This is a genomic window from Streptomyces sp. NPDC002328, from assembly GCF_042890065.1.
Lineage (GTDB): Bacteria > Actinomycetota > Actinomycetes > Streptomycetales > Streptomycetaceae > Streptomyces.
This window is the reverse complement of record NZ_JBIARQ010000006.1, coordinates 26293-51641: the sequence shown is the minus strand read 5'-3', so window position 1 is coordinate 51641 and position 25349 is coordinate 26293. Positions and strand designations below refer to the sequence as shown.

Sequence of the window (25349 nt, the reverse complement as noted above, 5' to 3'; positions counted from 1 at the left end):
CGCCGCCCGGCGGCGCACTCTGATTCGGAACGCTCCCCACGAGGGGAAAGACTGCCTCACCGGGGCGGGTGGTTCCAGAAGGGCGCTGAACGCGTGGAGCCGCACGGCCGTATGGGAGCGGAGGCAGGAGCAGGGAAGGGCGACAGCACGACGCGACCGGGAGGTGCCCCACCCGTGGCCATCACCAGAGCGAAGGCCCCTCACGAGGCGACGCCCTCTGACGAGGCGAAGGCTCCTCACGAGGGCGACGCGGGCGAGGCGGGGGAGTCCCCCCAGGAAGCCCGCCCGCGCCTCACCTCCCCCCTGGCCCTCACCCTCCTGCTGATCCTGATGGTGCTGCTCCAGAGCCCGCTGCGCCGCGCGCTCTCCGCCCCCGTGATGCAGAGCTGGACGACGGTCTTCGTGGCGGTGGTGATCCAGGCACTGCCGTTCCTCGTCCTGGGTGTCCTGCTGTCGGCGGCCATCGCGGTCTACGTGCCCCCGTCCTTCTTCGCCCGCGCCCTGCCCCGCAGTCCCGTCCTCGCGGTCCCGGTGGCCGGAGCCGCGGGCGCGGTCCTGCCGGGCTGCGAGTGCGCGTCCGTGCCGGTCGCCGGCGCCCTGGTCCGCCGGGGCGTCACCCCCGCCGCGGCCCTCGCCTTCCTGCTCTCCGCGCCGGCGATCAACCCGATCGTGCTGACGGCGACGGCCGTGGCGTTCCCGAACGACCCCGAGATGGTCCTGGCCCGTTTCGTGGCGAGCCTCCTCGTGGCGTGCGCGATGGGCTGGCTCTGGCACCGGCTCGGCCGCACGGACTGGCTCCGTCCGCCCGCGCACCCGCCGCACGAGGGCCGCACCAAGGGCGCGGCGTTCTGGGACTCGGTGCGGCACGACGTGATGCACGCGGGCGGCTTCCTCGTCGTGGGCGCGATGGCGGCGGCGACGCTGAAGGCGGTCACCCCGGAGAGCTGGCTGCGCACGGCCGCCGACAACCCCGTCGTCGCGATCCTCGCGCTGGCCGTGCTCGCCGTCGTCCTGTCCATCTGCTCGGAGGCGGACGCGTTCGTCGCGGCGTCCCTGACCCAGTTCTCCCTGACGGCCCGGCTGGCCTTCCTGGTCGTCGGCCCGATGATCGACCTGAAGCTGTTCGCGATGCAGGCGGGCACCTTCGGCCGCGGCTTCGCGCTGCGCTTCGCCCCGACGACGTTCGTCCTCGCGGTGGCGGGGGCGGCCCTGACCGGGGCGGTGCTCCTGTGAACCGCCTCGCCCAGGCGGCCGTCCTCTTCCTCCTCGGCGCGACCCTCCTGCACGCGGGCGTGACCGACCTCTACCTCCGCTACGTCAAGGCGGGCCTGCAACCCCTCCTCCTGGCCTCGGGCGCGGTCCTGATGGCGACGGCGCTGGCCACGGCCTGGTACGAACGCGGCCGGACGCACGACAGGCACACCCCCCACCAGGCCCCGGAGGGACAGGCCGCCCACCGCGAACCCCGGGTCTCCTGGCTGCTGCTCCTCCCCCTCCTCGCCCTGATCCTGGTGGCCCCGCCCGCCCTCGGCTCCTACAGCGCCACCCGCACCGGCACGGCCCTCCAGGAACCCCCCGCCTACGCCGCCCTCCCGGCCGCCGACCCCCTGCGCCTCAGCGTGGTCGACTACGCGAGCCGCGCCGCCTACGACCACGGCCGCACCCTCACCGGCCGCCGCGTCGAGATCACCGGCTTCCTCGCCCTGGACGCCGACGGCACCCCGTACCTCGTCCGCATGGCCCTCAACTGCTGCGCCGCGGACGCCCAGCCGGTCAAGATCGGCCTGACCGGCCGCATCCCGCCGGTCCTCCCGGCGGACACCTGGCTCCGCGTCTCCGGCGTCTACACCCCACGCCTGACCCGCGACCCGGTCAACGCCGGCCCGATCCCGTGGTTCGAGGTCACGACGGCGACCCCGACGAAGGAACCCCGGGACCCCTACGACGAGTCGTGGAACAACTGACACGGTTTGCGACTGACGCGGTTTGCGACTGACACGGTTTGCGACGACGACACCGGCGGGCAGCGGCTTCTCGGCCAATCTGACGGGCCCGAGGACTACGGCGACGGTGGACGGCGTACTACTCCTCAGGCCGCTACAGGCCGCTACGGTGTCGACACGCCTGCCGGGGGGCCGCATGCTGTCCGAGGAAGTGTGGCGCGAGCTGCGGACCCAGGGTCCCTCCCGCCGCTACCGCGAACGCGACGTCATGCTCCGCCAGGGCTCGCCCGGCGCCTACCTGCTGGCCCTCACCGACGGGATCACCAAGGTGCTCTCCCGCGACGCCGGCGGCGGAGTGACCTGGCTCGCCTTCCGCGGACCCGGTGACCTGCTCGGCGAGGCCTCCGTCTTCCACGGCACCACGCGGACGGCCGACGTCGTGGCGATCACCCCGTGCACGGCCGTCGTCCTGGAGGCGCGGCGCTTCCAGCGGTACGTGGAGGAACGCGGGCTCGTCATGGACCTCATGCGCCAGACGCTGGCCCGGCTGCGCGAATCCGACGCCCACCGCAGCGAACTGCTCACCCTGCCGCTGACCGTACGGCTGGCGCGCGCCCTGCTGCGACTGGCCGAACTGAGCGGCCAGGCGGCCGAGTCGGGCGCCGTCCGGCTGAGCGGGCTGGCGCAGGAAGAGCTCGCCCAGGCCGTCGGGGTGTCGCGCAACGCCGTCATCACCGGCTTGCAACGGCTGCGGGAGGCCGGCGCGGTGGAGACCGCCCGCAAGGTGATCGTCGTCAACGACGTTGTCATACTGCGCCGTTGGGCCGGCGTGGAGCCGAGAACGGTGTGAGGCGCGCCACCTGAGTTACGCCCCGCGCTGTGCAGTCGCGCGGGCGGCGTGACGGGAGTCTCGGGACAGCCGGGCCGACGGCCCGGAGATCGACTCCCACGACTCCCGAGGAGCACCCGCATGTCCGCTTCCCTGCCCGCGCCGTACGCCGCGAGCCGGCCGCTGCCGCCCTACCGCGCCCTGTTCGCCGTGGACGCAAAGGACTTCACCGGGCTGCCCGCCGTACAGCACGGCCCCGTCAGCCGGTTGATCCCCGAACTGGTCGACCAGGCCCTGGAGAAGGCCGACTTGGGCGACCTGCGCGACGCCAAGAGGTTCCCGGCGAACACGGGGGACGGGGTGGTGTTCGGGTTCGACCCGGCGTTCCTGTCGTTCGTGCTGTGGCCGTTCCTCCATGTGCTCGACGGCGTCCTGGGCGCGTACAACCAGCAGTGCGTGGGGCCGCGGATCCGGCTGCGGGCCAGCGTCCACGTCGGTCCGCTGCCCGACTCGGGGGAACCCGGCGACGGCAACGGCACGCCCCGCAACGACACCCACCGCCTGCTGGACTCCCGCCCCGTCAAGGCGATCCTCGCCGCCGCGAGCGAGCAGGTCACCCATCTCGCCGTGATCCTCTCCGACCGCGTCCACGAGGACGTCGTCCTCGGCGGCTACACGGGCCTGCACCCCGACCGCTGCGTCGAGGTGCCCGCCACCGTCGAGGGCAAGAACTTCGCCCAGCGAGCCTGGCTGTACGTCCCGTCGCCGTCCGGCAACCTGGTCCGGGCCGGCGTCCCGGCGGACCACGAGCCCGCACAGGACGCCCCGCCGCACGAGGCCCCCGGCGGCCCGGGGCAGGCCGCCGCGCCCCAGGGCCCGCCGCAGCCGCGGTACTCGGGGAACACCCAGCACGTGGGGGAGGGCGCCGCCCTGATGGGGGACGTCGGCGGGGACTTCACCTACACCGGCCGCTCCACCTCGTACCACGGCGCCAACCAGCACTGGGGCGGCGGCGACAACGTGTCCGGCGACAAGCGCGTGGGCGGGCCGGGGGAGCAGGGATGAGCGGGGCTCGCGGTGCTTTCTCCGCCGCCGGGGACGGGGATGGGGACGAGTCCCGCGGCGGGGGCGTGCGACCGGTCCCCGCCGCCGGGACGGGCGACGCCGACGCGCTTGCGGTGGAGCCCACGCCTGCGGTGGAGCCCGTGCCTGCCGTGGAACCGATCACGGCGATCCGCGACAACCAGCAGCGGGTCGGCCAGGGCACGGCGTTCCTCGGCGAGGTGCACGGCGACGCGTACTTCATGGGCGCGGGCCCCGGCCTCCTCGACGACGCCGTCACGGAACAGGTGCTGAAACCCCGGCTGCGGGAAGGCCCGTACCCGGCGGACGAGGTGGAGCGCAGGCTGCGCGGCTTCGTCGAGCCGCCCTCCCACGCGCAGTGCCGCAAGGCGCTGGACAACCGGCTCCTCGTGCTGAGCGCCGAGGACGGCACGGGAGCGGCCACGGAGGCGTTCGCCCTGCTGGCCGAGCGGTACGGGGCCGGCGGCATCACGGGCCTGGACCCCATGGAGGACCTGACCCGCTGGCGGCCGAAGGAGGCGCGCGGCTATCTGCTCCAGGGGCTGCCCCGGGAAGCGGCCGACGCGTTCGGGGACGTGATGCTGCGCGGGCTGGCCGAACTGCTGCGCCGGGCGGGGGCGCATCTCGTCGTCACCGCGGGCAGGGAGGTACGGCTGCCGGCGGGGGTCCACGCCTGGCGGGTGCCGCACACGCCGCCGTCGCCGAAGGCCGTGGTGGCCCGACGCCTGCGGGCGATGGCCGACGCCGGTGAGCTGACCGGCGCCCAGCTGGCGACGGCCTCCCGGCAGCTGACGTCCGGCGAGCTCTCCGAGTATCTGCGCGCCCACCCCCTCCCCGGCGACGCCGTCGAACTGGCCGCTGGCCTCGGCGCGGCGGTCGTGGCCGGGACCCCGGTGGCCGCCGTCCTGGACGACCTGCGGCTCGGCGGCGACGCGGCGGCGAACGCCGCCCTGGACAAGGCACGGCACAGCGCCGACGCCGTCGCCCTGCTCGCCGCGGTCGCCCTCCTGCACCGCCAGGACCGGACGGTGATCGAACGGTTCGCGGCCCGGCTCCGTCCGCTGGTGGAGGACCGCGGCGGGGCCGAGGGCACGGCCCGGCTCGCGGAGCGGGGCCCGTCCCGTGTCCCGGAGCGGGCCGACGTCCTCGGGCCGTCCTTCGAGGACCGGCTGCGCGCGGTGGGCGCGGAGCTCCTGCCGCCGGAACCGGCCTCGGCGGCGGGCGGCCGGCAGCGCTACACGGTCCGGCCGGTCGTCTTCGCCGGCCGCCACCGCCCCGAACCGCTGCTGCGGCGGCTGTGGCTGGACCACGAGGGCATGGCGGACCTGCTCTGGCAGGCCCTCGACGCCCTGCCCCACCAGCCCGGCACGGACCTCGCGGCGGGCCAGGCGATCGGCGCCGTCCTCGCGCACGCCACCGGCCCCGGCGCACTGCGCGCGCTGACCCCGTTCGCCGCCTCGAACAGACGCTGGCAGCGACGCCTGGTGGCGTTCGCGGTCGGCGAGGCGGCCCAGCGTCCGGCGCTCGCCGGCGCGGCACAGGAACAGCTGCGCCAGTGGAGCCGCTCCCGCCAGCTCGCCGTACGCGGCACCGTCGCCGAGACCTGCGCGGCCACCTACGGTCTCGCCCGCCCGGCGTCCGCCCTCGGCCTCGTCGACGCCGTGCTCGACGGGCCCGAGGAGGAAGCGGATCGGGCGCTGCGGTCCGCCGCCTCCTTCGCGCTGAGCGTGCTCCTCACCGAGGACCCCAACCACGGCCCCGTCCTGGACCGGGTGACGCGGTGGCTCGCGGCGGAACCCGGGACACTGCGGCACGCCTTCGCCGCGGACGTCGTCGTCGCGATGGCCGTCTCGACGTTCCCGCTCCCCGGCCGATCCGGCCCCCGCAAGGTGAGTCTCGCCGACGTCGTCGCCGCCCACCCGCGACGCGCGCTCGCCCTGGTCGGGCCGGCCCTCGAAACGCCGGCCACGCACGAGGCCGTGGCCGAGGGGCTGCTCACGATCGAGCGCGACCCCCACCAGCGGCGCCGGACCGACCTCGCCGCCTTCCTGGGCGCCCTCGCCGAAGAGAGCCGTCGAGGACGAGGCGTCACCCGCTTCCTGCTGCGCCGCCACCGCGAACGCCCGGCGGCCCGCCCCGAGAGGACAGCCTCATGAACGCGCCCCTGAACTCGCCCCTGGATTCCCCGCTGAACGCGCCGATGCCCCCGTCGGCGACCGCCCCTCCGACCACACCTGCGGTCGCCGCCGGGCTCACCCCCGCACCGCTGATCACGAGGGTGGAGTCCTCCCCGACCTGGAGACTCCTGCGCTCGCGCCTCGGCTCCCGGCACGACCTGGCCCTGGTCTTCCAGGCGGCGAACGGCGAGGACCGGCTGGAGCCGCCGCGCGGAGGCGACGTCTGGGGATACCCGCGCCCCGCCCTGCGCGACGTACGGCGCGGACTCTTCACCGCGGTCTTGTCGGTGTCGCTCGCGGAGCGGAGCTGCTGGATCGAGGTCCCGGCGCGCAGACCGGCCCCCTCGTCCGCAGGCGGCGGCCCGCCGCACCGCTACGGCGTCGCCTTCAGGATCACGAACCCCGTCGTCGCGGCACGCGCCGGCCTCACCGCGCACGCGGCCGAGCAGCTCATCGCCCGGCACATCGGGGACCGGGCGAGCGTCCCCGGAGCCCTCGACCCGCTGCGGCAGCCCCCGCCCCGGTACGGCACGGCCCAGGTGCTGCCGCCGGGCCAGGAGCAGGCGATCGACGGGGCCGGCCTCGCGTACTGGTTCCTGGACCCGCCCGCCGGCCTCCTCGCCGCGGCGGCGGCCGACGCCGGCCCCAGCCTCCCGCCGGTCTTCGGCGAGGCCCACCGCGAGGCCTACCGCTTCTACCGCGAGGTGGTCGCGGGCGGCCCGGCCGACCTCGCCGCCTTCTGGCTGCTCCAACACCCCGACCAGGCAAGGGAGGTGCTCGACTGGACGGTGGCGCACCGCGACCTCCTCACCGACCGCGACGGCTGGGAGCGCGCCCTCGCGGCGACCCTGCAAGGGCTCACGCGCGAGGACCGCGGCTACGTCGGCGCGAACCTGGCGCACCTCCTCAGCGACATCGGCGTGCCCCAGGGCGAGGAGGTCCTCCGCCGGATCGGCCACGACGCGTCGTCCGCGCCCGGACACACCGGCTGACGTGGTGCCGGCTGACGTGGTGCTGTCACGCGGCCGTGACTCAGGGTCGCTCACGCGGCCGTGGCTCAGGGTCGCTCACGCGGCCGTGACTCAGGTCCGCCCCAGCGGATTCGCCGCCCGCCGCGTCAACGAGTCGACGACGACCGCCGTGTACAGCACCCCGCCCGTGATCATGAACTGCACCGGCGAAGCGACCCCCAGCAGTGCCATGCCCGAGGCGATCGACTGAATGATGAGCACGCCCAGCAGCGCGGACCAGGTCGAGCCGCGTCCGCCGAACAGGCTGGTGCCGCCGATGACGGCGGCGGCGATCGCGTTGATCAGCAGCATCCCGGAGCCCGGCACCTGGCTCGCCGAGGTGAGCCGCGAGGCGACGAACAGCCCGCCGACGGCGGCGAGGGTGCCCGACACCATGAACACCGCGATCCGCACGCGCGTCACGTCGACGCTGGCCCGCCGGGCCGCCTCCACGCCGCCGCCCAGGGCGAGGATCTGCCGGCCGTAGGTCGTCCGGCGCAGGAAGAGGTCCGAGACGACGATGAACCCGAGGAAGATCAGCAGGGCCAGCGGCAGCCCCTCGAACCGGTCCAGCACATGGACGACGGCGAACACGATCACCGCGAGGGCAGCCGTCCGCGCCCAGATCACGCCCGCCGGCCGGCACGGCATCCCGGCGTCCATGCGCCGCCGGCGCTCACGGTAGGAGGCGAGCAGGTACACGGCCGTGACGAGGGCCGCCAGGCCGTAGACGACGAGGCCGGAGTCGAAGTAGCGGCTGGTCAGCGTGGCGACCAGGCCGTCCTCGCTGAAGTTGAGGGAGGTGTCCGGCCCCAGCAGGTAGAGCATCACGCCGTTCCAGGCGAGCAGCCCCGCGAGGGTGACGACGAACGCGGGCACGCCGATCCTGGCGAAGGAGAACCCGTGCACGGCCCCGGCGGCCGTGCCGCAGGCCACCGCGGTGATCACGGCGAGCCATTCCGGCATCCCGAGATTCACGTTCAGCGCCGCGAACACCGCGCCCGCGAGCCCGGCGAGCGAGCCCACCGACAGATCGATCTCGCCGATCAGCAGCACGAAGACGATCCCGACGGCGACCATGCCGGTCCCGACGATGTCCACGCTGAGGACGGACAGGTTGCGGGGCGAGAGGAAGTTCTGATTGAGACTCTGGAACACCACCCAGATCACGGCGAGCGCGAGAAGAACGGGCGCGGGCCCGAGATCCCGCTCCCGCAACCTACGCCGAGCAAAACCCACGAGGCCCACCCGAACCCGCCCGGCAACAGAGCCCGCAACACCCTCGCCCCGCTTGCTCTCGCCCCGACCGCCCTCGGCCCCGGCACGCTTGGCCCCGGCCCCCTTGACCCGAGCGTTCTCGGCCCGGCCGCCCTTGGCCCCGGTGTCCTTGGTCTTGGGGTTCTTGGCGCGGCCGCCCGTCGTCCTGGCACCCTTGGCCCCGCCGTCCTTGGTCCCGGTGTTCTCGGCCCGGCCGCGCGTTGTCCCGGTGCCCTTGGTCCCGGCGTTCTCGGCGCGGCCGCGCGTTGTCTCGGCACCGCTGGTCCCGGCGTTCTCGGCCCGGCCGCCCGCCGTCCCGGTGCCCTTGGCTCCGGCGTCTTCGGCCCCGCCGTCCTTGGTCCCGGCACCATTGGTCCCGGCGTTACCAGCCCAATCGCTGGCCCCGGCGTCCTCGGTCCGGCCGCTCTCGGCCCCGCCGCCCATCGCCCCGGCGTCCTCGGTCCGGCCGCTCTCGGCCCCGCCGCCCATCGCCCCGGCGTCCTCGGTCCGGCCGCTCTCGGCCCCGCCGCCCATCGCCTCGCCGCCCATCGCCCCGCCGCCCATCGCCCCGGCGTCCTCGGTCCCGCCGCCCTCGGCCTCACCACCCCTGGCCCCGCCGCCCTTCGCGGACGGCGAGGCGTCGTCCTTCCGTCCCCACATCCACCCCCACCCCCATCCCCATCCCCGCCCCCGCCCGCGCCCGAGCGGGTGCCCGCGTCCTCGTCCCCGCCCGCTCCCCCTCACGGCCATGCCTCCTCCGGGCGGGTGGGGCGGTGGGCCGCGGCGTTGTCCGCCGCGCCGGTGACGGAGGAGATGATCTGCTCCTGGGAGGTGGTGTTCACGTCGAAGACGCCGTTGTTGCGCCCGAGGCGCAGCACGGCGACCCGGTCGGCGACCGCCTTGATGTCGCCCATGTTGTGGCTGATGAGGAGCACGCCGAGGCCCCGGTCGCGCAACTCTTCGATGAGGTCGAGAAGCTGACCGGTCTGCTCGACGCCCAGCGAGGCGGTGGGCTCGTCGAGGAGGAGCAGCCGCGGCGCGCCGAGCAGCGAGCGGCTGATCGCGACGACCTGCCGCTGCCCGCCGGACAGCGCGGCGACCGGCGCGCGCACGTCGGGGATGCGGATGGACAGCGTGTGCAGCAGCTCGCGCGTACGGCGCTCCATCTCCACCTCGTCGAGGACGCCGAGCCGATGGATCTCCCGGCCGAGGAAGAGGTTGCCGACGACGTCGAGGTTGTCGCACATCGCGAGGTCCTGGTAGACGGTCGCGATGCCCAGGACCTGGGCGTCCTGAGGCCGGCGGATCTGGATGGCGCTGCCCTGCCACTCGATGACGCCCTTGTCGGCGGGACCGGCCCCGGAGATCACCTTGACCAGGGTCGACTTGCCGGCGGCGTTGTCGCCCATCAGGGCGACCACCTCACCGCCCCTGATCTCCAGCTCGACGTCGACCAGTGCCTGGACGGCGGCGAACCGCTTGGAGACGCCACGCAACGCCAGCAGGGGCTGACCTGGCACAGGGCCACCTCCTTCCGCCTCCGGACAGGGCTTTTGCCGCCGGGCAGGGCTCATCGGCCCTGGTCGGGCCCGCCGCGGGGCGACCACCGCAGGGCGGTCGCCGCAGGACGCTCAGCCGCGCTCAGCCGCGCTCAGCCTGTGAGCCCGGCCTTGTCGCACGCGGACCGAAGTCTAGGAGGACAGACCTGGTCGATCGTGTACATACCGTCCTTCACCACGGTGTCCTTGATGTTCCCGACCGTCACCGCGACCGAGGGGAGCAGGACCGAGGGGATGTCCTCGGTGGTGGCGCTGTCGACGGTGCGGGTGGCGATGGAACCGACCGGCCGGCCCTGCCCGAGGGCGACGGCCATGTCGACGGCGGCGTCGGCGGCGGGCTTGAAGGGCTTGTAGACGGTCATGTACTGCTCGCCCCGCACGATGCGCTGCACGGCCGCGAGGTCGGCGTCCTGCCCGGTGACCGGCGGCAGCGGACGGACCTCGGTGGCGTTGAGGGCGGAGATCACGGCGCCGGCGAGACTGTCGTTGGCGGCCAGCACACCGTCGATGCTGCCTCCGCCCAGTGCCGCGACGGCCCCCCGCATATTGACGAAGGCGTTCTCGGGCCGCCAGCCGACGGTGTCATACGACTTTCCGATCTTCACCGCGGTGCCTTTGAGGACGGCGAGCGACCCCTCCTTGAACCACCCCGCGTTGGGATCGCTGGTGGCCCCGTTCATCATCACGATCTGCTCGCCCTTCCCCCTGGCCGCCATGGCCTGGAGCAACGCCTCGGCCTGAAGCCTGCCGACCTCCGCGCCGTCGAAGGTGACGTACCCGGCGACCGGCCCCTGCGCGAGCCGGTCGTAGGCGACGACGGGGATGCCGGCCCGGTGCGCGGCCTCGACCGAGGGCCGCAGCAGCTTCGGATCGATGGCGGCGATGATCAGCACGTCCACCCCTCTGGTGATCATCGACTCCAGCTGCTGCCGCTGGACCGCGGGATCGGGGGTCGCGGCGACGGCGACGGCCGGACACCGCGGACACAGCTCCTCCACCCGCTGCTCGATCAGGGGCCGGTCGAACTGCCCGAACCGGGAGGCCCCGCCCCCCGGCAGCAACAACCCCACAGCGAGCCGCCCCTGGCCCCCCTCCCCGCCCCCGCCGCCCCCGGCGCAAGCCCCCGCCAGCCCCAGGACACCGGCGACCACGACCGCCGTGGACACCCGGGCAAGGACCCCGCGCGTGGCAGCCGGACGACCGGCACCGAGACCCATAGACGCTTCTCGATTCCCCAGAAACCTCAGAAGACCAACCAATACCCCCCATAATAGGATCTACCCGCCACCCCGAAAGACGGGCACTCCAGAGACGTCAGACGGCGCCGGCGCGCGGCGAGCCCCGGAAGACCTGGCTGAGGTGCCAGGAGCGATGGGCGGCGGCGACGGGCCGGACGCCGGGCTGCGGACCGATGAGCGGCCGGCCCGCGAGCGCGGTGACATGCTCACGAGCGGCGGGGCTACGACCGACGAAGCCCTGCGAGACCAGAATGCGCAGGCCGTCACCTATACCCAGGACGCCCTTGTCGAAGAGCTTGTGATGCAGCGAGCACAGACACAGCCCGTTGTCGACGTCGTCCGGGCCGTCGAACGCCCACCAGCGCACATGCGCGGCCTCCAGCCCGACGGGCACGGCGTCGATCATGCCGTCGTATCCGCAGAAGGCGCACTGGTACTCGTACGCGGTCAGCACCAGCTCCCGCATACGCCGGTCCCGCGGCCGCCGCCCGGGCGCGACCAGGGCTTCCGTCTCGGCCTGCTCCAGCTCCAGGCCCACGGCGTCACACAGGTCCTGGTGCAGGGAAGGCGGGAAATGCAGATCCAGCAGCACCCGCGCCATACGGCCCAGCAGCGCGGGTTCCCGCCCGAGCGCCGCCCGCAGCTCCGCGGTCAGCCGCCCCGTGGCCCCACTGGCCCGCAGCTCTCGCACCCCGGTGCCGGGACTGCCGCCGCCACGATCGGTCCGCACCTCCCACACCTCGTCGCTGACGAGATGGTGAAAGGGATAGGCGGGCGTGGTCGCCCGCGCCGGCCCGTACTCCGCCAACAGCCGCTTCAGATCGGCTTCCACCGCGCTGTACCGCAACTCACCCCCGGCATCCGCCTGAAACCGCCCCAGCGCATAAAGCAACAACAACGGCTTGTGCGGCGCCCGCACCCCATCCCGGCTCCACTGCCGCAAACCCGCGGCGCGCTCCAGCCAATCCACACACGAGATCGTATCGACGGGCCTTCAGGATCTACCGGCGGAACAAGTCGCAGAAAACCGAAGCGACATGGCAAGCGCATTACCCCCCGCCGCGCAGCGGATCCCGCCCCCACGACCCGCCCACCGACCTCGAACTCGCCTGACCCCGCCCGATCCTGCACGCGCCCCCCGAGCCGACTCACCGCCCCGGACCCCTTGGCTCGGTATCCGCAGCTGAGATCTGCTGCGCCAACTCCTCGACGACTTGGGGCACGACACGTGGGGCGTCCTCCTCGCGCAGCGCTTCAGTGAGCGCCTGATGAACCGCCGCGAACGGCTGCCCCGCATGTGTGGCGCGGGTCCGGTCAACAGCCCGCTCGATTTTCGCGAGGTGGGCTGCCACGATCGGCATCGCCTTCTCGTACTCACTGGGGTCCGTGGCCATGGGCCCAGCCGACCAGGACGGGACGCGGAGGTCAAGAGGCTTGTGGAGGCAGTGCCTTGGCCCGGCGTGCTCCTCACCTGACCAGGCGATCCGCAGGTTGCCCGCCCGCGTTGTCACGCTGCCGGACACTCACTCCCCACCCGGCTCGGAACCGCGAATGCTGCGTTCGATGTCGTGTCATGTCGTGCACACAGCCGAGCCGAGATCCACCACCTGTCTCCCCTGGGCGGGCTCCGCATCGTTCGGAGCCGCCATGGGCTGCGCCGCCTGGTCGCTGGCCGTCTGGGCGCGCGCATACTGCGACGCGGGTTACGACGCCGGCGGACGCTTCGAACTCAACTTCCTGCTCCCTCTGGTCGTGGGAGCCGAAGCACTCGTCGGGCTCGCGGCGCGAGTCATCGGCCGACGCCTGGTGCTCCACGCGCCAAGGATGGTCCGCGCCTCACTGCCGACGCTGCTGGTGGCCGTCGTGACGGTGTGGTGCGCATGGTGCTTCTTCGCGACCCGAGGGACACTGGACGGCTACCCCGGCGACTCTGACCACTGCCCCGCGAGCAACGTTCCGCCACCGTGGCCTGAATGGATCCCCGCCTGATCACCGGCCTGCGTGACTTGCTACCGCCCAATCGCGCCGGGGGGCCATGGAACCTCGCCCCGCGATCACGGGGCGGATCCCGCGCTGCCGGAGCAGGCGGCGGTACTTGTCGTGATCGGCAAGGAAGGTCAAACAAGAGCCAGAGCGGTCGCTGTTCTCCACTGCCGCACGCACGACAAAGGGCCCGATGCAACTTACACACCGAGCCCTCTGACCTATGTCGGGGTGGCGGGATTTGAACCCACGACCTCTTCGTCCCGAAGCAACTTGGGTGGGGGCTGTGCCTTGGGTTGGGACGCCTCTCACCTGTGCTGATGGTCCGCAGACGTTCGCGCTCGTCCGCCGTTGTCCGTCGGCGTTGTCACGCAGTTAGACACTCACGCATGCTGCCCACGGCTCAGCAAGCGCAGGTCGTTCGAGACCATGACCTGAGCGAGGCGTCCGGCGATGGCCACGACTTCGGGCCAGGCTGATGCCTGAAGGTACTCAGCGTCGGTGTCGTGGGGTGCCTCCGCGGCGGCAGCGTTGAGTGCGACGCCGAGGGCCTGCATGAGGGTCACCTCTTCCTCCGTCCTCAAGCTGATGCCGAGAAACCGCTCTGGCTCATCGGCGTCACAGAAGTCATCGAAGAGCGTGTGGAAGACGTGGTCGATGTTCTCGAACTCCGAAGGGTCTAGCCACACGTCCTGCTGCCACGGTGGATTGGCCAGAGCCAAGACCACAGGTACGACGTGGACACGGTGATTCGCCATGACTTGGGCTTCTGCGCTCACGAGCCTGAGCCTAGCGACCACACTTTCAGAAGGCGCTGGTGTTTTCAGGAGCACCACTTTAGGAAAGAGGCTGGGGTGCCTGGCCGGTGCGCTGCACCTGTGTTCGGGGAGCTACCGGGCGCAGGTATGTCCGCCAGGCACCTGTATTGACCGTGGCTGACTCCTTGGATCCGGCACGGTTGTGGCACGGGCTTCGCTTGTCAGTCGGCGGTCGTGCCGAGTCGGGGATCGGCCAACCGGATACGGTCACCGAGGGCGGCAAAGGGCACTGGTGGGCCGGCCGCTGCGCGAACCGCGCCCAGGCTGGCGCTCTCCGTGTCCAGGGTGGCGACCACTGCGTGGGGGAGTACGTAGAACTCCCACTGGGCTGTGTCGAGCGGGTTGTAGACAGCGTGTTCACGGGCGGTCTGGACGGCGAAAACGTAGACGTCGGCGTTGTACGACTTCGCCTCTGAGTAACCGCCATCGGGCGACCATGTGCGCGCGCGGAGCCCACTGAAGCGGATCTGGGACGGTGCTCGTTGATCCCAGGCTTGCAGATATGCGCCGGCCTTGACTTCGATCCGCAGCCCGTCGTCGGTCTCGACATCGTGACTTGCCCATTCCACACGAGGCTTGCGGGAGCCGACCGCCTGGTGGACCAGAAACTCCGCGAACAGGCCGCGTGTGTTGTTCACACGGAGGTCCGGCATGGCGAACCGCCAGAAGTCGACCACGGTCGCGTCTGGAACGCCGACGATTGACTCATCGCCGCGGAGCGGGGGCATGGTACGAGGGGTCAAAGGCAGACGAGCAGACCGCTTCATGCGTCGCAGTCTGCCAGGTTGGCGAGGCCTGGGCTCCTGTCCATCGGCTGCCGGCAGCCCTTGCGGAGCGCTGGTTGGGTGGCCGCAAGGTGGGGCCGAGCCCATGCTCTCAGCTTGGGAAGCAAGCGGGCATTTTGCGGCTGGTTCGGGCACTGACCTGGGCGAACGGCTGAGGTGTGACGACTCTAGGGCGAGTCCCTTTCACCGTGGTTCCCCGCCGTTCCCCGTCGCATCTGGTGCGGCAGTGGTGCACGTGGGGACGTCGCCTGACACCTACTCGTCGTCGGTGTCAGGGGCGGGAAGGATGTCCGCCAGCTCCTCCGATAGCTCAAGCTTGTAGCGGGCAGCGATGACGCCTAGCTGAATCCCAAAAACCGCGCGTAGCTCACCAAGCGCCGCACCGAACGTGGCACTCTCAAAGTGTCCGTGAACATGTCCCGAGTGATTGGGACCCGCGGCGTTCAGGAACCGCCGGCAAGCGGCTCGCATGGCCTTGAGGTTCTCTGCCAGGTCGTCTCCGGTGTCAGGGTCCATCAAGATCTGGGTCAATGTCTCCCTGATCTGCAGCACCGATGCGACGCAGTGGTCCGGCTCCTCGACAGCGTGCATGACGGCACGAGGCATTGTGAGGACTCTGCGGTCCTCCAGGTAGACAACAACCTTCTTGGCCACGGCCCGCTGGGGAAGCGGCAGGTCCCAGTCAACGCCGCCGAGCGGCGTGCTGAAGCCTTTGATTCGTCGCATGATCTCCAGAGCCTTCACGTTCGGCATCCTAGGCAGGCCCGCGAGCGGCTGGGCTTGAAACAGGTGACATGGCTTGAAGTGCTACGCGCACTCTTTCCAACTGTGGTGGCGGTCCTGGCGGCCTGGGACGGGGCCGTTCACCTGCGTTCATGGGCGGCCAGTCGTTTGGGCGGCTGCCGCCTTCGGTCCCGTCTGAACGGTCGTGAACGGCGCTGAATGAGACGGAAACTGAGACGGAGGAACACCAGGGCTGAGGCTCCTGACCGGTCGGATTCGCTGGCCTCACAGCTTCGTCCATACGAGGATGCTGCCATGCGGCCCACTGTCGATAAGGACGAGTTGCTCAGGTTGATCCGGCGCTACGTCACGCCCGACCGGCGATACCTGAAAGTGGGCGGTGCCCTTGTGGGTATGAGCGGGCGGGACCGAGCCAAGTTCCTGAAGAAGCTGGGCAAGGCTGCCGGTGAGATCAGCGCTCGTGAATTGGGGACGCTGCTTGCCGGAGGATGGCGCGAGCGGAAGACCGCGGCCTGGCTGATCGCCGTGGCCGGCCGGAACGACTTCCGGGAGCGTCTCGGCGAACTCCTGCTCGCCAGTGAAGGGCCCTACGCAGGGCAGGCGTACTGTGTCGCGCTGGCCACCTTCGGCACCTCTGCCGACGTGGAACCCTTGGTCGCCTACCTCGACCGCTACCTTCGTCGACCTGACCTCCACTATGACCAGGAAGCCGCCCTCGGTGCGCTCTTGTTGCTCGACGCCAAGCTCGGTGCTGATCACGCGGCGCAGTTCCTTGCCCCGAACGGGCTCTGGCAGCAGTGGATCGACGGGCCGCCCAGCAAGGACCGCGATGTCCCGGACAGTTACCGAGAGTTCATCGGTCAGCTCTGCGCTTTCGCTGATGAAGCTGCCAAACGTTGTTCGCCACGTAGGCTCGGTGTGACCGCCACAGACGGGTGAGGGCATCTACTTACTTCTTCTTGCCCTGGGTCTTGCGTGGAATCTTGGTGAGCTGGGTTTTTGCTGGTCAGGGGCGGCGGGCTTGCGCGCCTGGTGGTTGTCGTTGGTCGTCCTTGGCCACTACCGAGCGGCCTCGGACGGCCCAGGGACGGCCCAGCCTTGTGCGGGATGCAGGGCCGCGCTCGACTGCATGCGTCTTCGATGTGGCCCGTCTGTACCTCGGCCGACGACAGTCAGCCACGATGGCGGGTGCGTCGACGGATCAGGCGCGCGTGTGTCTCGCTGCACCCCCGCCGGTCTCAGCCACGCTGCCAATGCCGTCGACCAGAGCAAGCCGCGACGGCCGACCCGTGACTACGGCGCCGGAGCCCTCAGCTTGGGAAGCTGCGATCATCGGGGGCCCGTTGCAGGCGCTGACCTGTTCGTACGGCCTGTTCGCGGCCTCTGAGGGCTCGGCTGTTTCACCGTGATTCCCCGCTGTTCCCCGCTCGATCTGGTGCGCTTGGGGTGCAGTCCGGTGTGTCTGCAAGAGCCTCAGAGGTGTTCCTTGGCTGCTCGGACCATTCGGCTGATGTCGTCACGGGTCCGCACCCTGGCATCGTCAAGTTCGGTTCTGTTGTCTGTCTTGGGCAACGCCGTAACGTCTGCCAATACGTCCTCCGCGGCCCGGCTCAGCGTCTCGTCGCCGGTGAGCATCTGCACCCGGAACAGTGCCTCTTGGGCACTGGAGCGTAGGTCATAGGCGCGGATCCGCACCGTGTCAGGGTCCTCCGGTGGTGGCTGTTCGTGCTCGCAGAACCAGAGGTGAACCAGGCAGCGGCGGTAGTTGACTAACGCGCCGGCGTAGGCGGAGTAAGCGTCGAGGCGTTCCTGCCGAAGCTTCTCGCGGCGGGTGAACTGGTGGCTTCTGTCGGTGGTGCGCTGCTGGAACGCCAGAGTGATCCCCGAACCAAGCAGCGTCCCGAGGACGGCTATGCCGCTGGCGATGATGGTCTTCACATCCCAAGCTGATCACGCCTCGCCATCCGCCGGGGGCCGTAACCCAACTCCGATACCAACACGCTTTCCAACGGTGGTGGTGGCTGCGGGCGCCCTGGGCGGGGCCGTTCAACTGCGTTCATGGGCAGTCGGTTGAGCTAGCGGCTACGGGTTCCGGTCTCGTCTGAACGTCCGCGAACGATACTGAATGAGACGGAAACTGAGACGGGAGAGGGCTAAACCTCGCTCCTAACGCGGTGACTGTCCCGCGTGCCATCATCTGCACGTGCTCAAGATCCCCGGCTACGAAGGCGGCCCCTTGGTCCGGGGCGACGCCTACCTGGACGACCCGTTGTTCTGGCCTGTGCACCTCGGCTCCTGCCTGCGTGGGGAGGACGCACAACGAGCCGTGTTCGGCACCGACTGGGATGCGGCCATGGAGCTGTATCGCACACTGTCCGCCGAGCATGAGTGGCCGGTGTTCAGTGTGCCGCTGCGCTCCGGTCACACCATCTACGTCGTCTACCGCAACTTCGTGGACGAATGGGGCGTGGACTATCTGATCCATCAGCCGGCTTGGTCCGAAGCGGAAACCCTCGCTGTGGTCGACGGTCACTTCATGGGGCCTGGCATGGCCTGGCTGGAACTGCTGTCCGCTGCTCGGCAGGCGGCAACAGAAGGCATTGGTGATGCTGACGCCCGTCTCTTGCTACTCTTCCCCACACTCGGCGACGCGCTGCTTCCCGACGATGCCGCCGCGGCTCTCACGACTGCGCTCGCCGCTCTCACCCTGATCGAAGAGCCCGCCGAGGTGGCACGGATGCTCCTTGAGAACCAAGGCCTATGGGCTCCCGCTCGGTGGAGGTCGGCAGACGGCGTCTGGATCAACGACGGTGGGCACTCCTACCGGAACCCCAGCAACGCCTTCGCGCTGCCCGAGGGGCGCCTTCTGGAGATCAGTAGCGCACTGCAGGGTGAGAGCTGAGTACCGCTTTAGGAGTTCGATCACTGCGTGGCGCTGCCGGGGAGCCGCCCTGCCACGCCGGCCGCGTCAGACCGCCTGGGAGTGTTGGCGTCCGGCGCCGTTGATGTCACTAGTAGATGTCCAACGGGGCCACCGTATGGGCTCGCTCACACGGTGGCCCCGTGGTTGACCTGTAGCGCATCAAAGCAGAGACCGTGGCGTACTTCCGAGCACTCGATGAAGGTCACCCAGTGGTACCACTTCCGCCACGCCGACGATGATGGCGGCTTGTGCTACATCGAGGCCGGACCTAACCGCGGTGAGTGGGCTGTCATCAAACAAGCAAGCCGAGCATCACACTTAGTTACGTTGGGTTGCGAATTTCGACCTCTAGGAGACAGACTTCGTGTCAGCGTTCGGGGAGGCGTTCCAGCATGTACCAGTGGGGGAAACTTTCGGACCGCGACGCGGAGGAGATCGTTTGCGATCTACTGTCTGCAGAGTGGGGCGTTCACGTGGAGAGATTCCAAGCAGGGGCGGACGGGGGTGTTGATCTAAGGGTCAATGGACCGTGCGCCGCTCCTTTGATGCTGCCGGAGGGAAGTTTTGCGGTAGCGCAGGTTAAACACTATCCGACGGCATCCTTGGCCCGCCTAAGGGTAGCTTTCCAAAAAGAGGCAAAACGTGGCGTCCATCGCCGCAGTTTTCGCTATTTTGCCGTCACCACTGCGCATCTCAGCATTCATGGAAAGAATGAAATTTCTAAGCTGTACGGTGAAGGATTCCCTGTTTCTCAAATTCTAGGGCGGGAAGACCTTGAATCCATGCTGGCTCGGCGCCCCCGAGTGGAGCAACGCCATTTCAAGCTTTGGGTGAGTAATACGCTGAATCTGCAGCGCGTCCTGCACTCAAAAGAATTCAGACGAAGTAGGCACCTCGTAGAGGAACTCGCCAGGGACAGTGCTTATCTCGTAAACACTCGCGATGTCGACAGAGCAAGAAGCATCTTAGAATCAGAGGGCGCAGTAATTCTGTCGGGGCCGCCAGGAGTGGGAAAGACTTCGGCTGCGAAAATCCTGATCGGCGAGTACATTTCAGCTGGATGGGATCCTGTCGTCGCGGTCAACAATATCGATGAGGCGGAAGATGTCCTAGACGATGAGAGGCGGCAGGTTGTCTTCTACGACGACTTTCTAGGATCCTCTCTACGAACCGCCTTCCTGCATGGAAAGAATGAAGACGCACGCATCGTCAAGCTGCTCCAGAATGCCCGCCGTTCGGATAATCTGCGTCTGATCTTGACTACGCGCGAATATATCTTGGCGAGCGCGAAAATGCACCATCATAGACTTCAAGATGCGACCATAGATCTATCTCGCCTTATCATGGACTCCTCGGACATGACGGCACTGGAGAGGGCGGAAGTTCTATATCGACAGATCTTTTTTTCCGGAGTCAACCCAGTGTTGCAGCAACCTCTAGCAGAGGCGGAATGGGCTGAAGTTATCAAGCATCATAATTTCAATCCACGGTTGTCGCACTTCTACATCGACCGTGTGGCGAGTGCTGCACGCGGAGAAGGTGCATCGGAACTAACTAGTAGAGAATTAGCGCTGGGGCTTCTTCATTCGTTCGAGTCGCCTTTGGATCTATGGAAGGGAATCTACGACGATCAGCTTACTGAGCTCCAAAGGTGTGTTCTGCACGTGCTGAGCACGTTTCGTATGCTGCTTTTCGATGACGCGGTCGAGATTACGGCGCGATACACGCAAGAAATTGGGGAGCCAGCCACAAAAAATGAAGTTCGCCAGGCCATGCGCGCGGTAGATGGAGATTTCATTGAAATAAGCGACTACTATGGTCTGCCGCTGGTGGGGTTTGCCAACGCGTCCATCGGCGATTACGTGGCCTTTCGACTCTCTGCGGACACTGCAGCCATCGAAGGGTTGCTGGCCAGTGCCGTTACGTTTTCGCAAGTGGAAGTACTAATAGGCCTTATGACCCCGGCAGGCGAGAAAGAGTCCTGGTTGGGTGATGAGTCAGTGGATGAGGTTGCCCAAATTAGCATCGACCGGCTTGCTTCCCCCGCAGTTATTTCGGGCCCAGGAGGAAAAGCTACGCGCAGGGCATTCGTCGAGGCTATGCTACGACTGTTCTCTTCAGGCATTTACGAATTCCATCCCGCCTATGGCAGTGGATTGCAGCGATGGAAAGTCATGCCGCCGCTGTCTGCTGACCGCAGGATGAAAGCTATCTGGGATTTCGTCAAGAGTCATCGAATGGAACAAGAGGCATGGATCCCAGAATCGCTGACCCGAGTCTTTCCCTCTGGGCGCATCGCGGACAGGGAAGGGATGGTGTCCCACCTATGGTTCACTCGCGGAATGTCTGACCATCCGCACTGGAGGGAATTTCGCGAGTGGCTTGTAGACCATCTACACGATTATTACTTCAGGAAGATGTCTGCTCCCCGTCACTTCTCTTCTGCTCGGATCTACGCCCAGCGTTATCGGCAACCGGAGCAAGTCGAGAGAACTTTCCTTCGCCTCACTCTAGGGCAAGTAGGATGGAAGTATCTGGACGATCTAGAACATCAAGTAATCCGGATTAGTCAAGATGACCTCCGCGATGACGTCAACTGTCTGATGATGGCGGCACAGTGGCTCGATGTAGATATCGGGCCATTGGTTGCAAGTATTCGAAGTTTCGAGGAAGAAACTTACAGTCGTGTCCCGGATCTCAACGGTGATGGGCCATCCCTGGAATCGGAAGTCAGTGACCTCTCTTTCCAGGACTATGACCCGCAGGGTGACTATACGAGTGCACCTATCCGCATCTATCCGGCTAGCATTAGCGATAGTGACCTAGTTATTGCGGCCAGAATTCTGGGGCAGCCATGAGACGTCGGCGGAGCGGCTTTGGGGTGGCGCTGCTTTGGCGCGAGTGATCATGGCCCCTTAAGCTTCCGGCGCGTCGGGCAGTCCGTGGACCTGTCCGGTAAAGCGCGAGGTTGGGGCCACGATCTTCGAGGCTCGCGCCAAAGTGGCTCCGTAAAGCCGTGGAGCCGACCGTCCCAGCCACGACGTACCCGTTCTCTGGCTTCAGGTGGCTGATTGCTGTGCGCGCGGCACGGGCGCCGGCCGGGCTGGAGCGGGACGGAGGCAGGAGCGCAGGCCCGGCCGGGGGCCGGGCCGCGTGCGGTGAGCGGAGCGAGCCGCCTTGATGAGGTAGGGAAACCTGTAACAGGTGATCATGATGAGGCGTCGGAATCGGGTGGTCATCGCCATGCAGGCTTCTGGGCTCCGCAGCCTCGTGGTGTAGAACCCTGGATATGGGGAGTGAGCGACGGGATCGGATGAAGGCGCTCGGGGCACGTCTTCGTGGGCTTCGTACTGAGGCTGGTCTGTCTGGTGCCGTGCTGGCGCAGCGGGCCGGGGTCGGCCAACCGACCGTGTCGAAGGTCGAGACTGGCCGGATGGTTCCTAGCGCCGACGTCTTGGGCCGGCTGTCTCGTGCCCTCGACCTCGATGAGCCGACAGCTCAGGAAGTCCGTGACCTCCTGGTCGCCGTCGAAGCTGCACCGAGCGTTGTCGAAACTCCGAGGGCTGAGGTGCCCGCCGGGTCACCGCTCGACGAGGCGGTGCGGTCCGCTCGGCTGATCCGCTCGTTCCAGTGTTTGGTCCTGCCGGCCATGCTCCAGAGCGCCGAGTACGCCCGGCACGTCTTCGACAGCGCCCCGGACTCCACCCCCGAAGGCGTCGGCCGTGCGGTCGCTGCCATTGTGGAGCGGCAGAGTCTCCTGTACGAGCCTGGGCGCGAGTCCGTCTTCGTGCTGACCGAGGGTGTGTTGCGCACCTGGCCGGGGAGCCCTGCGCTGATGCTCGCCCAGCTCGACCGGCTGCTGGCCGTCGAGAGTCTGAGCACGGTCCGGCTCGGCGTCGTCCCCTGGCGTCGAGCCGTACCCGTCATGCCTCGTCACGGGTTCACCCTGTGCGGCACAGAGGCGGTCGTCGTCGAGACCTTCCGCGGTGAGCATGTGCTCGACGACCCCGTAGAAGTCGCCGCGTACGAGGACACCTTCCGCCGCTTCGAAGAAGCCGCGATCTTCGGGTCTGACGTGCGGGAACTGCTTCTCCGGGTGATGAAGGACTTCCGCGACCTGGACGACCCCGCCACTCGTTAGAGGAATAATTCCTCAGGATGCCTGGCTTGTAAGTCGCGCTTCGGAATACTCTGCTCACTGCATTGTCTAGCCCCCTAGACGCGGAGAGGTGTTCCAGCATGCCCAATACGTGGTCCCGCATCTTCCCCGGCCAAGCCTGGCAAGTCGCCGAAGCCCGACACTTCGTCGCCGCTCTGCTTGAGGGTGAGGCCGCAGGCCTCGTCGATGACGCCGTTCTGGTCGTAGGAGAGCTGGCGGCCAACGCCGTACGGCACTCGCGGAGTGGCTGGTACCGGGGATGGTTCCTGGTGATCGTCGGCTTCACCGACGACTTCGTACGCATTCAGGTCGTCGACCAGGGCAGCGACAGCGAGCCCATGGTGCGGAGTGTGAACGCTCCGCTGGAGCAGAGTGGCCGTGGGCTGATGCTTGTCTCGGCCTACGCGAAAGACTGGGGCGTGAAGGATCGGCCCGCCGGCGGACGCTGCGTCTGGGCGGAACTGGCACGGGTGGGCGTGTGATGGTGGCCCGTGCATGCCTCGCGGGCGGCAGAGGGTGACCCCTAGGGGAGTGCCTCGACGCCGGACCGCCTTCTATGTGATCGGCGTCCGATCTGGACGGCGTCTCGCGCCCGTTCTGTCTAGGGCCCTAGACTCCTGGGTACTGCTAGGAGGTGAAGCCATGTCGGACGAGTTGCAGCGCATTATGGCCATCGAGGACCCGTACCTGCTCCTGCGGGAGGTCACGACGCGTTTGGCCGACGCTCAGCAGGAGGTGACCGAACTCGCCCGGCTCCGGCGCCGTGTGGTTCAGGACCTCCACGCGCAAGGGCTGTCGTACGCGCAGATCGCCACGAAAGCCGGCCTGAGCCGCGGGCGGATCCATCAGATCCGTCACACCGGGCCAGCGCCGGAAGGGGCCTTCTTCGGGCGCGGGGCGGTCACCATCGCGACTCCTCTGCGGCGGGACGACGAGCGCGGGCGCACGGTCGTGGCCGTGGACGACGTCAGCTCCGGCAAGGGGCTGGAAGACCTCGCGCGGTCGTACGGTCTCGACGTCACCTCTGACCACGTGCCGGTGAGCGGTGAGATCGACCTCAACCGTGACTGCCTGGTCGTCGTCTGCGGTCCGCGCATGTCTCAGCAGATGTGGGACACGTACGCCCAGGACCCCGTACTGCACTGGGAACAGGCGGAAGACGGGCCCTGGACCCTTGTCGACCGGCGAACCGGCACCGTGTACCGGTCGGGACAGGACAGCGATCCGGCCCGGTCGTACGACGTCGGATACGTCGGCCGGCTGCCTCGGCCCGACGGCAAGGGCTCGTTGCTCGCGATCGCGGGTATCCACACGCAAGGCTCGCTCGGCGTCGTGCATCTGCTCGCCTCCGACCTGAACGCGCTGTGGGGGCAGGTGGGCGAGCATCGCTTCTCCACCCTGGTCGGCGTCGAGTACGACCCCGAGACCAGCGAACCGCGCTCCGTCGAGCTGCTCACCCCTCTCTACCGGCACGACGAGGAGTCGTCGGCGTGAGGATCGCCCTCGACTCACAGCCCGCCGAACCGGGCCGGGAGAACGAGGACTTCGCCGCCGCCGCACCCGGCGCTGCCGTGCTTCTGGACGGCGCGGGCGTGGCCGGCGGGGAAACCGGGTGCTCGCACGGCGTCGCCTGGTTCTCCTCGACGCTGGGCGGGTTGCTGCTGAGTGCCATCACGACGCATACCGCCCGGCCCCTGCCTGAGTGCCTGGCCGACTCGATCCGCGCCACCCGGTCCTTGCATGAGAACAGCTGCGACCTCGTCCACCGGGCCAGTCCGACCAGCACAGTCATCGCCGCACGCGCCCGTGCGGAAGCCCTGGAGTACCTCGTCCTCGGGGACTCGTCCCTCTTGTTGGGGCACAAGGATGAGGGGACGACCGTCGTCACCGATCGGCGCCTGGACGAGATCGGCAAACGGCTGCGCGGAGCGGTCGATGCGTTGCCCACGGGCTCACCCGAACATGCCGCGGCCCTGGCCGAGTACCGCGATGCCCTGACGGACCTCCGTAACCGGCCGGGCGGCTTCTGGATCGCCGGGCCCGATCCGCGAGCGGCTGAACATGCACTGACCGGCACTGCGCCGCTGGCCTCGCTTGCCTCGGTGACGCTGCTGAGCGACGGCGCAACCCGGCTCGTCGACCGCTTCGAACTCACCACGTGGCAAGAGGTGTTGGCGGTCATCGGCTCTTCCGGCTCCGCCGAGTTGATCCGCCGCGTGCGTGAAGCGGAGGCCGGCGACTCCGAAGGACGACGCTGGCCGCGCGGCAAAACGCATGACGACGCCACTGTCCTCCACTGGGCGCTGCCTTAGCTCCGCCCCGCCTTCCGAGACTCGCCCGTATACCCCCCTAGACAGTTGATGGGGCGTCGGTCTACCGTTGGCGTCAACCCCCCTAGACAGTTGGGGCGGGCCGCTCCCTTGCTGTCTAGGGGGGTATCCAGTTCCAGCGGGCCCAGTAGGGCGCTGCCAACCAGTGAGGTTCAAGAAATGCGTGTCATCCCCGTAGACGTCTCGGCCGCAACCCTGCTCGTCACCAAGCTGCCGGAGGTCAAGGTGAAGGACCGTCAGACCGGTGAGGTGGCCGTGGACCCGGCGACGAACCAGCGGCTGATGGTCCTGGAGCTGGTGTTCATCGCGCAGGGCGGTTCGGACATGATCAAGGTCACCGTTCCGGAGCCGGGTATCGGCGAGGGCCTGCTGATGGGTTCCCCGGTGCTCCTGTCCGGCCTCATCGCCCGGCCGTGGGAGAGCGAGTTCGGAGGCCGGATGCGCCACGGCATCGCCTACCGGGCGGACGCGGTCATGGCCAACGCCCCCGCGCCGGTGAAGGGCTGACCGC

Annotated in this window: 24 protein-coding genes and 1 pseudogene; 16 read left to right on the top strand and 9 right to left on the bottom strand. The window is 68.8% G+C overall.

The features are described 5' to 3' along the window. Positions 1 to 174 precede the first annotated feature (174 nt). From ACFYX4_RS17585 to ACFYX4_RS17560, 6 genes are all read left to right on the top strand, one after another. Positions 175 to 1233, top strand: coding sequence for a permease (locus ACFYX4_RS17585; protein WP_389333203.1), 1059 nt, complete (start codon positions 175 to 177; stop codon positions 1231 to 1233). Then, entirely contained in the window at positions 1230 to 1964 is a 735-nt protein-coding gene (locus tag ACFYX4_RS17580) for a TIGR03943 family putative permease subunit (RefSeq protein WP_389333200.1), read from the top strand. Before ACFYX4_RS17585 ends, ACFYX4_RS17580 begins: the two co-directional genes overlap by 4 nt. Positions 1965 to 2139: 175 nt before the next feature. Beyond that, positions 2140 to 2793: a Crp/Fnr family transcriptional regulator gene (locus ACFYX4_RS17575; protein ID WP_389333197.1), complete on the top strand. Its 654-nt coding sequence runs from the start codon at positions 2140 to 2142 to the stop codon at positions 2791 to 2793. 120 nt (positions 2794 to 2913) lie between these two features. Beyond that, on the top strand, positions 2914 to 3837 hold the full coding sequence (locus ACFYX4_RS17570; protein WP_389333194.1) for a hypothetical protein: 924 nt from the start codon (positions 2914 to 2916) through the stop codon (positions 3835 to 3837). 140 nt (positions 3838 to 3977) lie between these two features. Next, positions 3978 to 6011, top strand: coding sequence for a hypothetical protein (locus tag ACFYX4_RS17565; RefSeq protein WP_389333191.1), 2034 nt, complete (start codon positions 3978 to 3980; stop codon positions 6009 to 6011). Continuing rightward, entirely contained in the window at positions 6008 to 7024 is a 1017-nt protein-coding gene (locus ACFYX4_RS17560) for a hypothetical protein (protein ID WP_389333188.1), read from the top strand. Before ACFYX4_RS17565 ends, ACFYX4_RS17560 begins: the two co-directional genes overlap by 4 nt. 90 nt (positions 7025 to 7114) lie before the next feature. Here ACFYX4_RS17560 and ACFYX4_RS17555 read toward each other — a convergent pair whose 3' ends face one another. The 5 genes from ACFYX4_RS17555 to ACFYX4_RS17535 form a co-directional block, all read right to left on the bottom strand. Then, positions 7115 to 8290 (bottom strand): sugar ABC transporter permease, encoded by a 1176-nt coding sequence (locus tag ACFYX4_RS17555; protein ID WP_389334175.1) that lies wholly within the window; start codon positions 8288 to 8290, stop codon positions 7115 to 7117. 749 nt (positions 8291 to 9039) lie between these two features. Beyond that, complete coding sequence (locus ACFYX4_RS17550) at positions 9040 to 9819, bottom strand: ATP-binding cassette domain-containing protein (RefSeq protein ID WP_389333185.1); 780 nt, start codon at positions 9817 to 9819, stop codon at positions 9040 to 9042. A 131-nt stretch (positions 9820 to 9950) separates the two neighbouring features. After that, positions 9951 to 11075 carry a sugar ABC transporter substrate-binding protein gene (locus tag ACFYX4_RS17545; RefSeq protein WP_389333182.1) on the bottom strand — a complete coding sequence of 375 codons (1125 nt, stop codon included), beginning with the start codon at positions 11073 to 11075 and terminating at the stop codon, positions 9951 to 9953. A gap of 97 nt (positions 11076 to 11172) precedes the next feature. Beyond that, the gene (locus tag ACFYX4_RS17540; protein ID WP_389333179.1) at positions 11173 to 12066 is read right to left on the bottom strand and encodes a phosphorothioated DNA-binding restriction endonuclease; all 894 of its coding nucleotides are present in this window, start codon (positions 12064 to 12066) and stop codon (positions 11173 to 11175) included. A 178-nt stretch (positions 12067 to 12244) separates the two neighbouring features. Further along, the gene (locus ACFYX4_RS17535; protein WP_389333176.1) at positions 12245 to 12490 is read right to left on the bottom strand and encodes a hypothetical protein; all 246 of its coding nucleotides are present in this window, start codon (positions 12488 to 12490) and stop codon (positions 12245 to 12247) included. Between the two features lie 169 nt (positions 12491 to 12659). Here ACFYX4_RS17535 and ACFYX4_RS17530 point away from each other — a divergent pair, with 169 nt between their 5' ends. Beyond that, positions 12660 to 13085, top strand: coding sequence for a hypothetical protein (locus ACFYX4_RS17530; RefSeq protein WP_389333173.1), 426 nt, complete (start codon positions 12660 to 12662; stop codon positions 13083 to 13085). Positions 13086 to 13462: 377 nt separating this feature from the next. Here the strand turns inward: ACFYX4_RS17530 and ACFYX4_RS17525 are convergent, their stop codons facing one another. The 3 genes from ACFYX4_RS17525 to ACFYX4_RS17515 form a co-directional block, all read right to left on the bottom strand. Next, complete coding sequence (locus ACFYX4_RS17525; RefSeq protein ID WP_389333170.1) at positions 13463 to 13858, bottom strand: hypothetical protein; 396 nt, start codon at positions 13856 to 13858, stop codon at positions 13463 to 13465. 200 nt (positions 13859 to 14058) lie between these two features. Continuing rightward, on the bottom strand, positions 14059 to 14574 hold the full coding sequence (locus tag ACFYX4_RS17520; protein ID WP_389333167.1) for a hypothetical protein: 516 nt from the start codon (positions 14572 to 14574) through the stop codon (positions 14059 to 14061). A gap of 363 nt (positions 14575 to 14937) precedes the next feature. Then, positions 14938 to 15426, bottom strand: coding sequence for a DUF6650 family protein (locus ACFYX4_RS17515; protein ID WP_389333164.1), 489 nt, complete (start codon positions 15424 to 15426; stop codon positions 14938 to 14940). A 294-nt stretch (positions 15427 to 15720) separates the two neighbouring features. Here ACFYX4_RS17515 and ACFYX4_RS17510 point away from each other — a divergent pair, with 294 nt between their 5' ends. Next, complete coding sequence (locus tag ACFYX4_RS17510) at positions 15721 to 16365, top strand: DUF6000 family protein (RefSeq protein ID WP_389333161.1); 645 nt, start codon at positions 15721 to 15723, stop codon at positions 16363 to 16365. A gap of 534 nt (positions 16366 to 16899) precedes the next feature. Here the strand turns inward: ACFYX4_RS17510 and ACFYX4_RS17505 are convergent. Then, a complete protein-coding gene (locus tag ACFYX4_RS17505; protein WP_389333158.1) occupies positions 16900 to 17364 on the bottom strand; it encodes a hypothetical protein in 465 nt (154 codons plus the stop codon). 265 nt (positions 17365 to 17629) lie between these two features. Here ACFYX4_RS17505 and ACFYX4_RS17500 point away from each other — a divergent pair, with 265 nt between their 5' ends. The 8 genes and pseudogenes from ACFYX4_RS17500 to ACFYX4_RS17465 all read left to right on the top strand — a co-directional run bounded on the left by ACFYX4_RS17500 (position 17630) and on the right by ACFYX4_RS17465 (position 25345). After that, positions 17630 to 18328 carry a hypothetical protein gene (locus ACFYX4_RS17500; protein WP_389333155.1) on the top strand — a complete coding sequence of 233 codons (699 nt, stop codon included), beginning with the start codon at positions 17630 to 17632 and terminating at the stop codon, positions 18326 to 18328. Positions 18329 to 18741: 413 nt separating this feature from the next. Then, a complete protein-coding gene (locus tag ACFYX4_RS17495; protein ID WP_389333152.1) occupies positions 18742 to 21207 on the top strand; it encodes a hypothetical protein in 2466 nt (821 codons plus the stop codon). A 431-nt stretch (positions 21208 to 21638) separates the two neighbouring features. Continuing rightward, positions 21639 to 21785 (top strand): annotated as a pseudogene (locus ACFYX4_RS17490) (helix-turn-helix domain-containing protein); the annotation flags it as partial. Between the two features lie 213 nt (positions 21786 to 21998). Then, a complete protein-coding gene (locus ACFYX4_RS17485) occupies positions 21999 to 22490 on the top strand; it encodes a DUF5753 domain-containing protein (protein ID WP_389334172.1) in 492 nt (163 codons plus the stop codon). Positions 22491 to 22588: 98 nt separating this feature from the next. Then, complete coding sequence (locus ACFYX4_RS17480) at positions 22589 to 22990, top strand: ATP-binding protein (RefSeq protein WP_389333149.1); 402 nt, start codon at positions 22589 to 22591, stop codon at positions 22988 to 22990. Between the two features lie 160 nt (positions 22991 to 23150). Further along, positions 23151 to 24002 carry a sigma-70 family RNA polymerase sigma factor gene (locus tag ACFYX4_RS17475; RefSeq protein ID WP_389333146.1) on the top strand — a complete coding sequence of 284 codons (852 nt, stop codon included), beginning with the start codon at positions 23151 to 23153 and terminating at the stop codon, positions 24000 to 24002. Then, positions 23999 to 24820, top strand: coding sequence for an integrase (locus ACFYX4_RS17470; RefSeq protein ID WP_389333143.1), 822 nt, complete (start codon positions 23999 to 24001; stop codon positions 24818 to 24820). Before ACFYX4_RS17475 ends, ACFYX4_RS17470 begins: the two co-directional genes overlap by 4 nt. A gap of 177 nt (positions 24821 to 24997) precedes the next feature. Then, positions 24998 to 25345, top strand: a complete 348-nt coding sequence (locus tag ACFYX4_RS17465) for a hypothetical protein (protein WP_389333140.1) — start codon at positions 24998 to 25000, stop codon at positions 25343 to 25345. The last annotated feature ends 4 nt before the right edge of the window (positions 25346 to 25349 follow it).

Excerpts from the sequence above, each read along its gene's own strand:
- ACFYX4_RS17465 (WP_389333140.1), top strand. The coding sequence starts at position 24,998 with ATGCGTGTCATCCCCGTAGACGTCTCGGCCGCAACCCTGCTCGTCACC.
- ACFYX4_RS17570 (WP_389333194.1), top strand. The coding sequence starts at position 2,914 with ATGTCCGCTTCCCTGCCCGCGCCGTACGCCGCGAGCCGGCCGCTGCCG.
- ACFYX4_RS17475 (WP_389333146.1), top strand. The coding sequence starts at position 23,151 with ATGTCGGACGAGTTGCAGCGCATTATGGCCATCGAGGACCCGTACCTG.
- ACFYX4_RS17545 (WP_389333182.1), bottom strand. The coding sequence starts at position 11,075 with ATGGGTCTCGGTGCCGGTCGTCCGGCTGCCACGCGCGGGGTCCTTGCC.
- ACFYX4_RS17485 (WP_389334172.1), top strand. The coding sequence starts at position 21,999 with ATGCTCCAGAGCGCCGAGTACGCCCGGCACGTCTTCGACAGCGCCCCG.
- ACFYX4_RS17530 (WP_389333173.1), top strand. The coding sequence starts at position 12,660 with ATGTCGTGTCATGTCGTGCACACAGCCGAGCCGAGATCCACCACCTGT.
- ACFYX4_RS17535 (WP_389333176.1), bottom strand. The coding sequence starts at position 12,490 with ATGGCCACGGACCCCAGTGAGTACGAGAAGGCGATGCCGATCGTGGCA.
- ACFYX4_RS17495 (WP_389333152.1), top strand. The coding sequence starts at position 18,742 with ATGTACCAGTGGGGGAAACTTTCGGACCGCGACGCGGAGGAGATCGTT.
- ACFYX4_RS17575 (WP_389333197.1), top strand. The coding sequence starts at position 2,140 with ATGCTGTCCGAGGAAGTGTGGCGCGAGCTGCGGACCCAGGGTCCCTCC.
- ACFYX4_RS17480 (WP_389333149.1), top strand. The coding sequence starts at position 22,589 with ATGCCCAATACGTGGTCCCGCATCTTCCCCGGCCAAGCCTGGCAAGTC.
- ACFYX4_RS17560 (WP_389333188.1), top strand. The coding sequence starts at position 6,008 with ATGAACGCGCCCCTGAACTCGCCCCTGGATTCCCCGCTGAACGCGCCG.
- ACFYX4_RS17510 (WP_389333161.1), top strand. The coding sequence starts at position 15,721 with ATGCGGCCCACTGTCGATAAGGACGAGTTGCTCAGGTTGATCCGGCGC.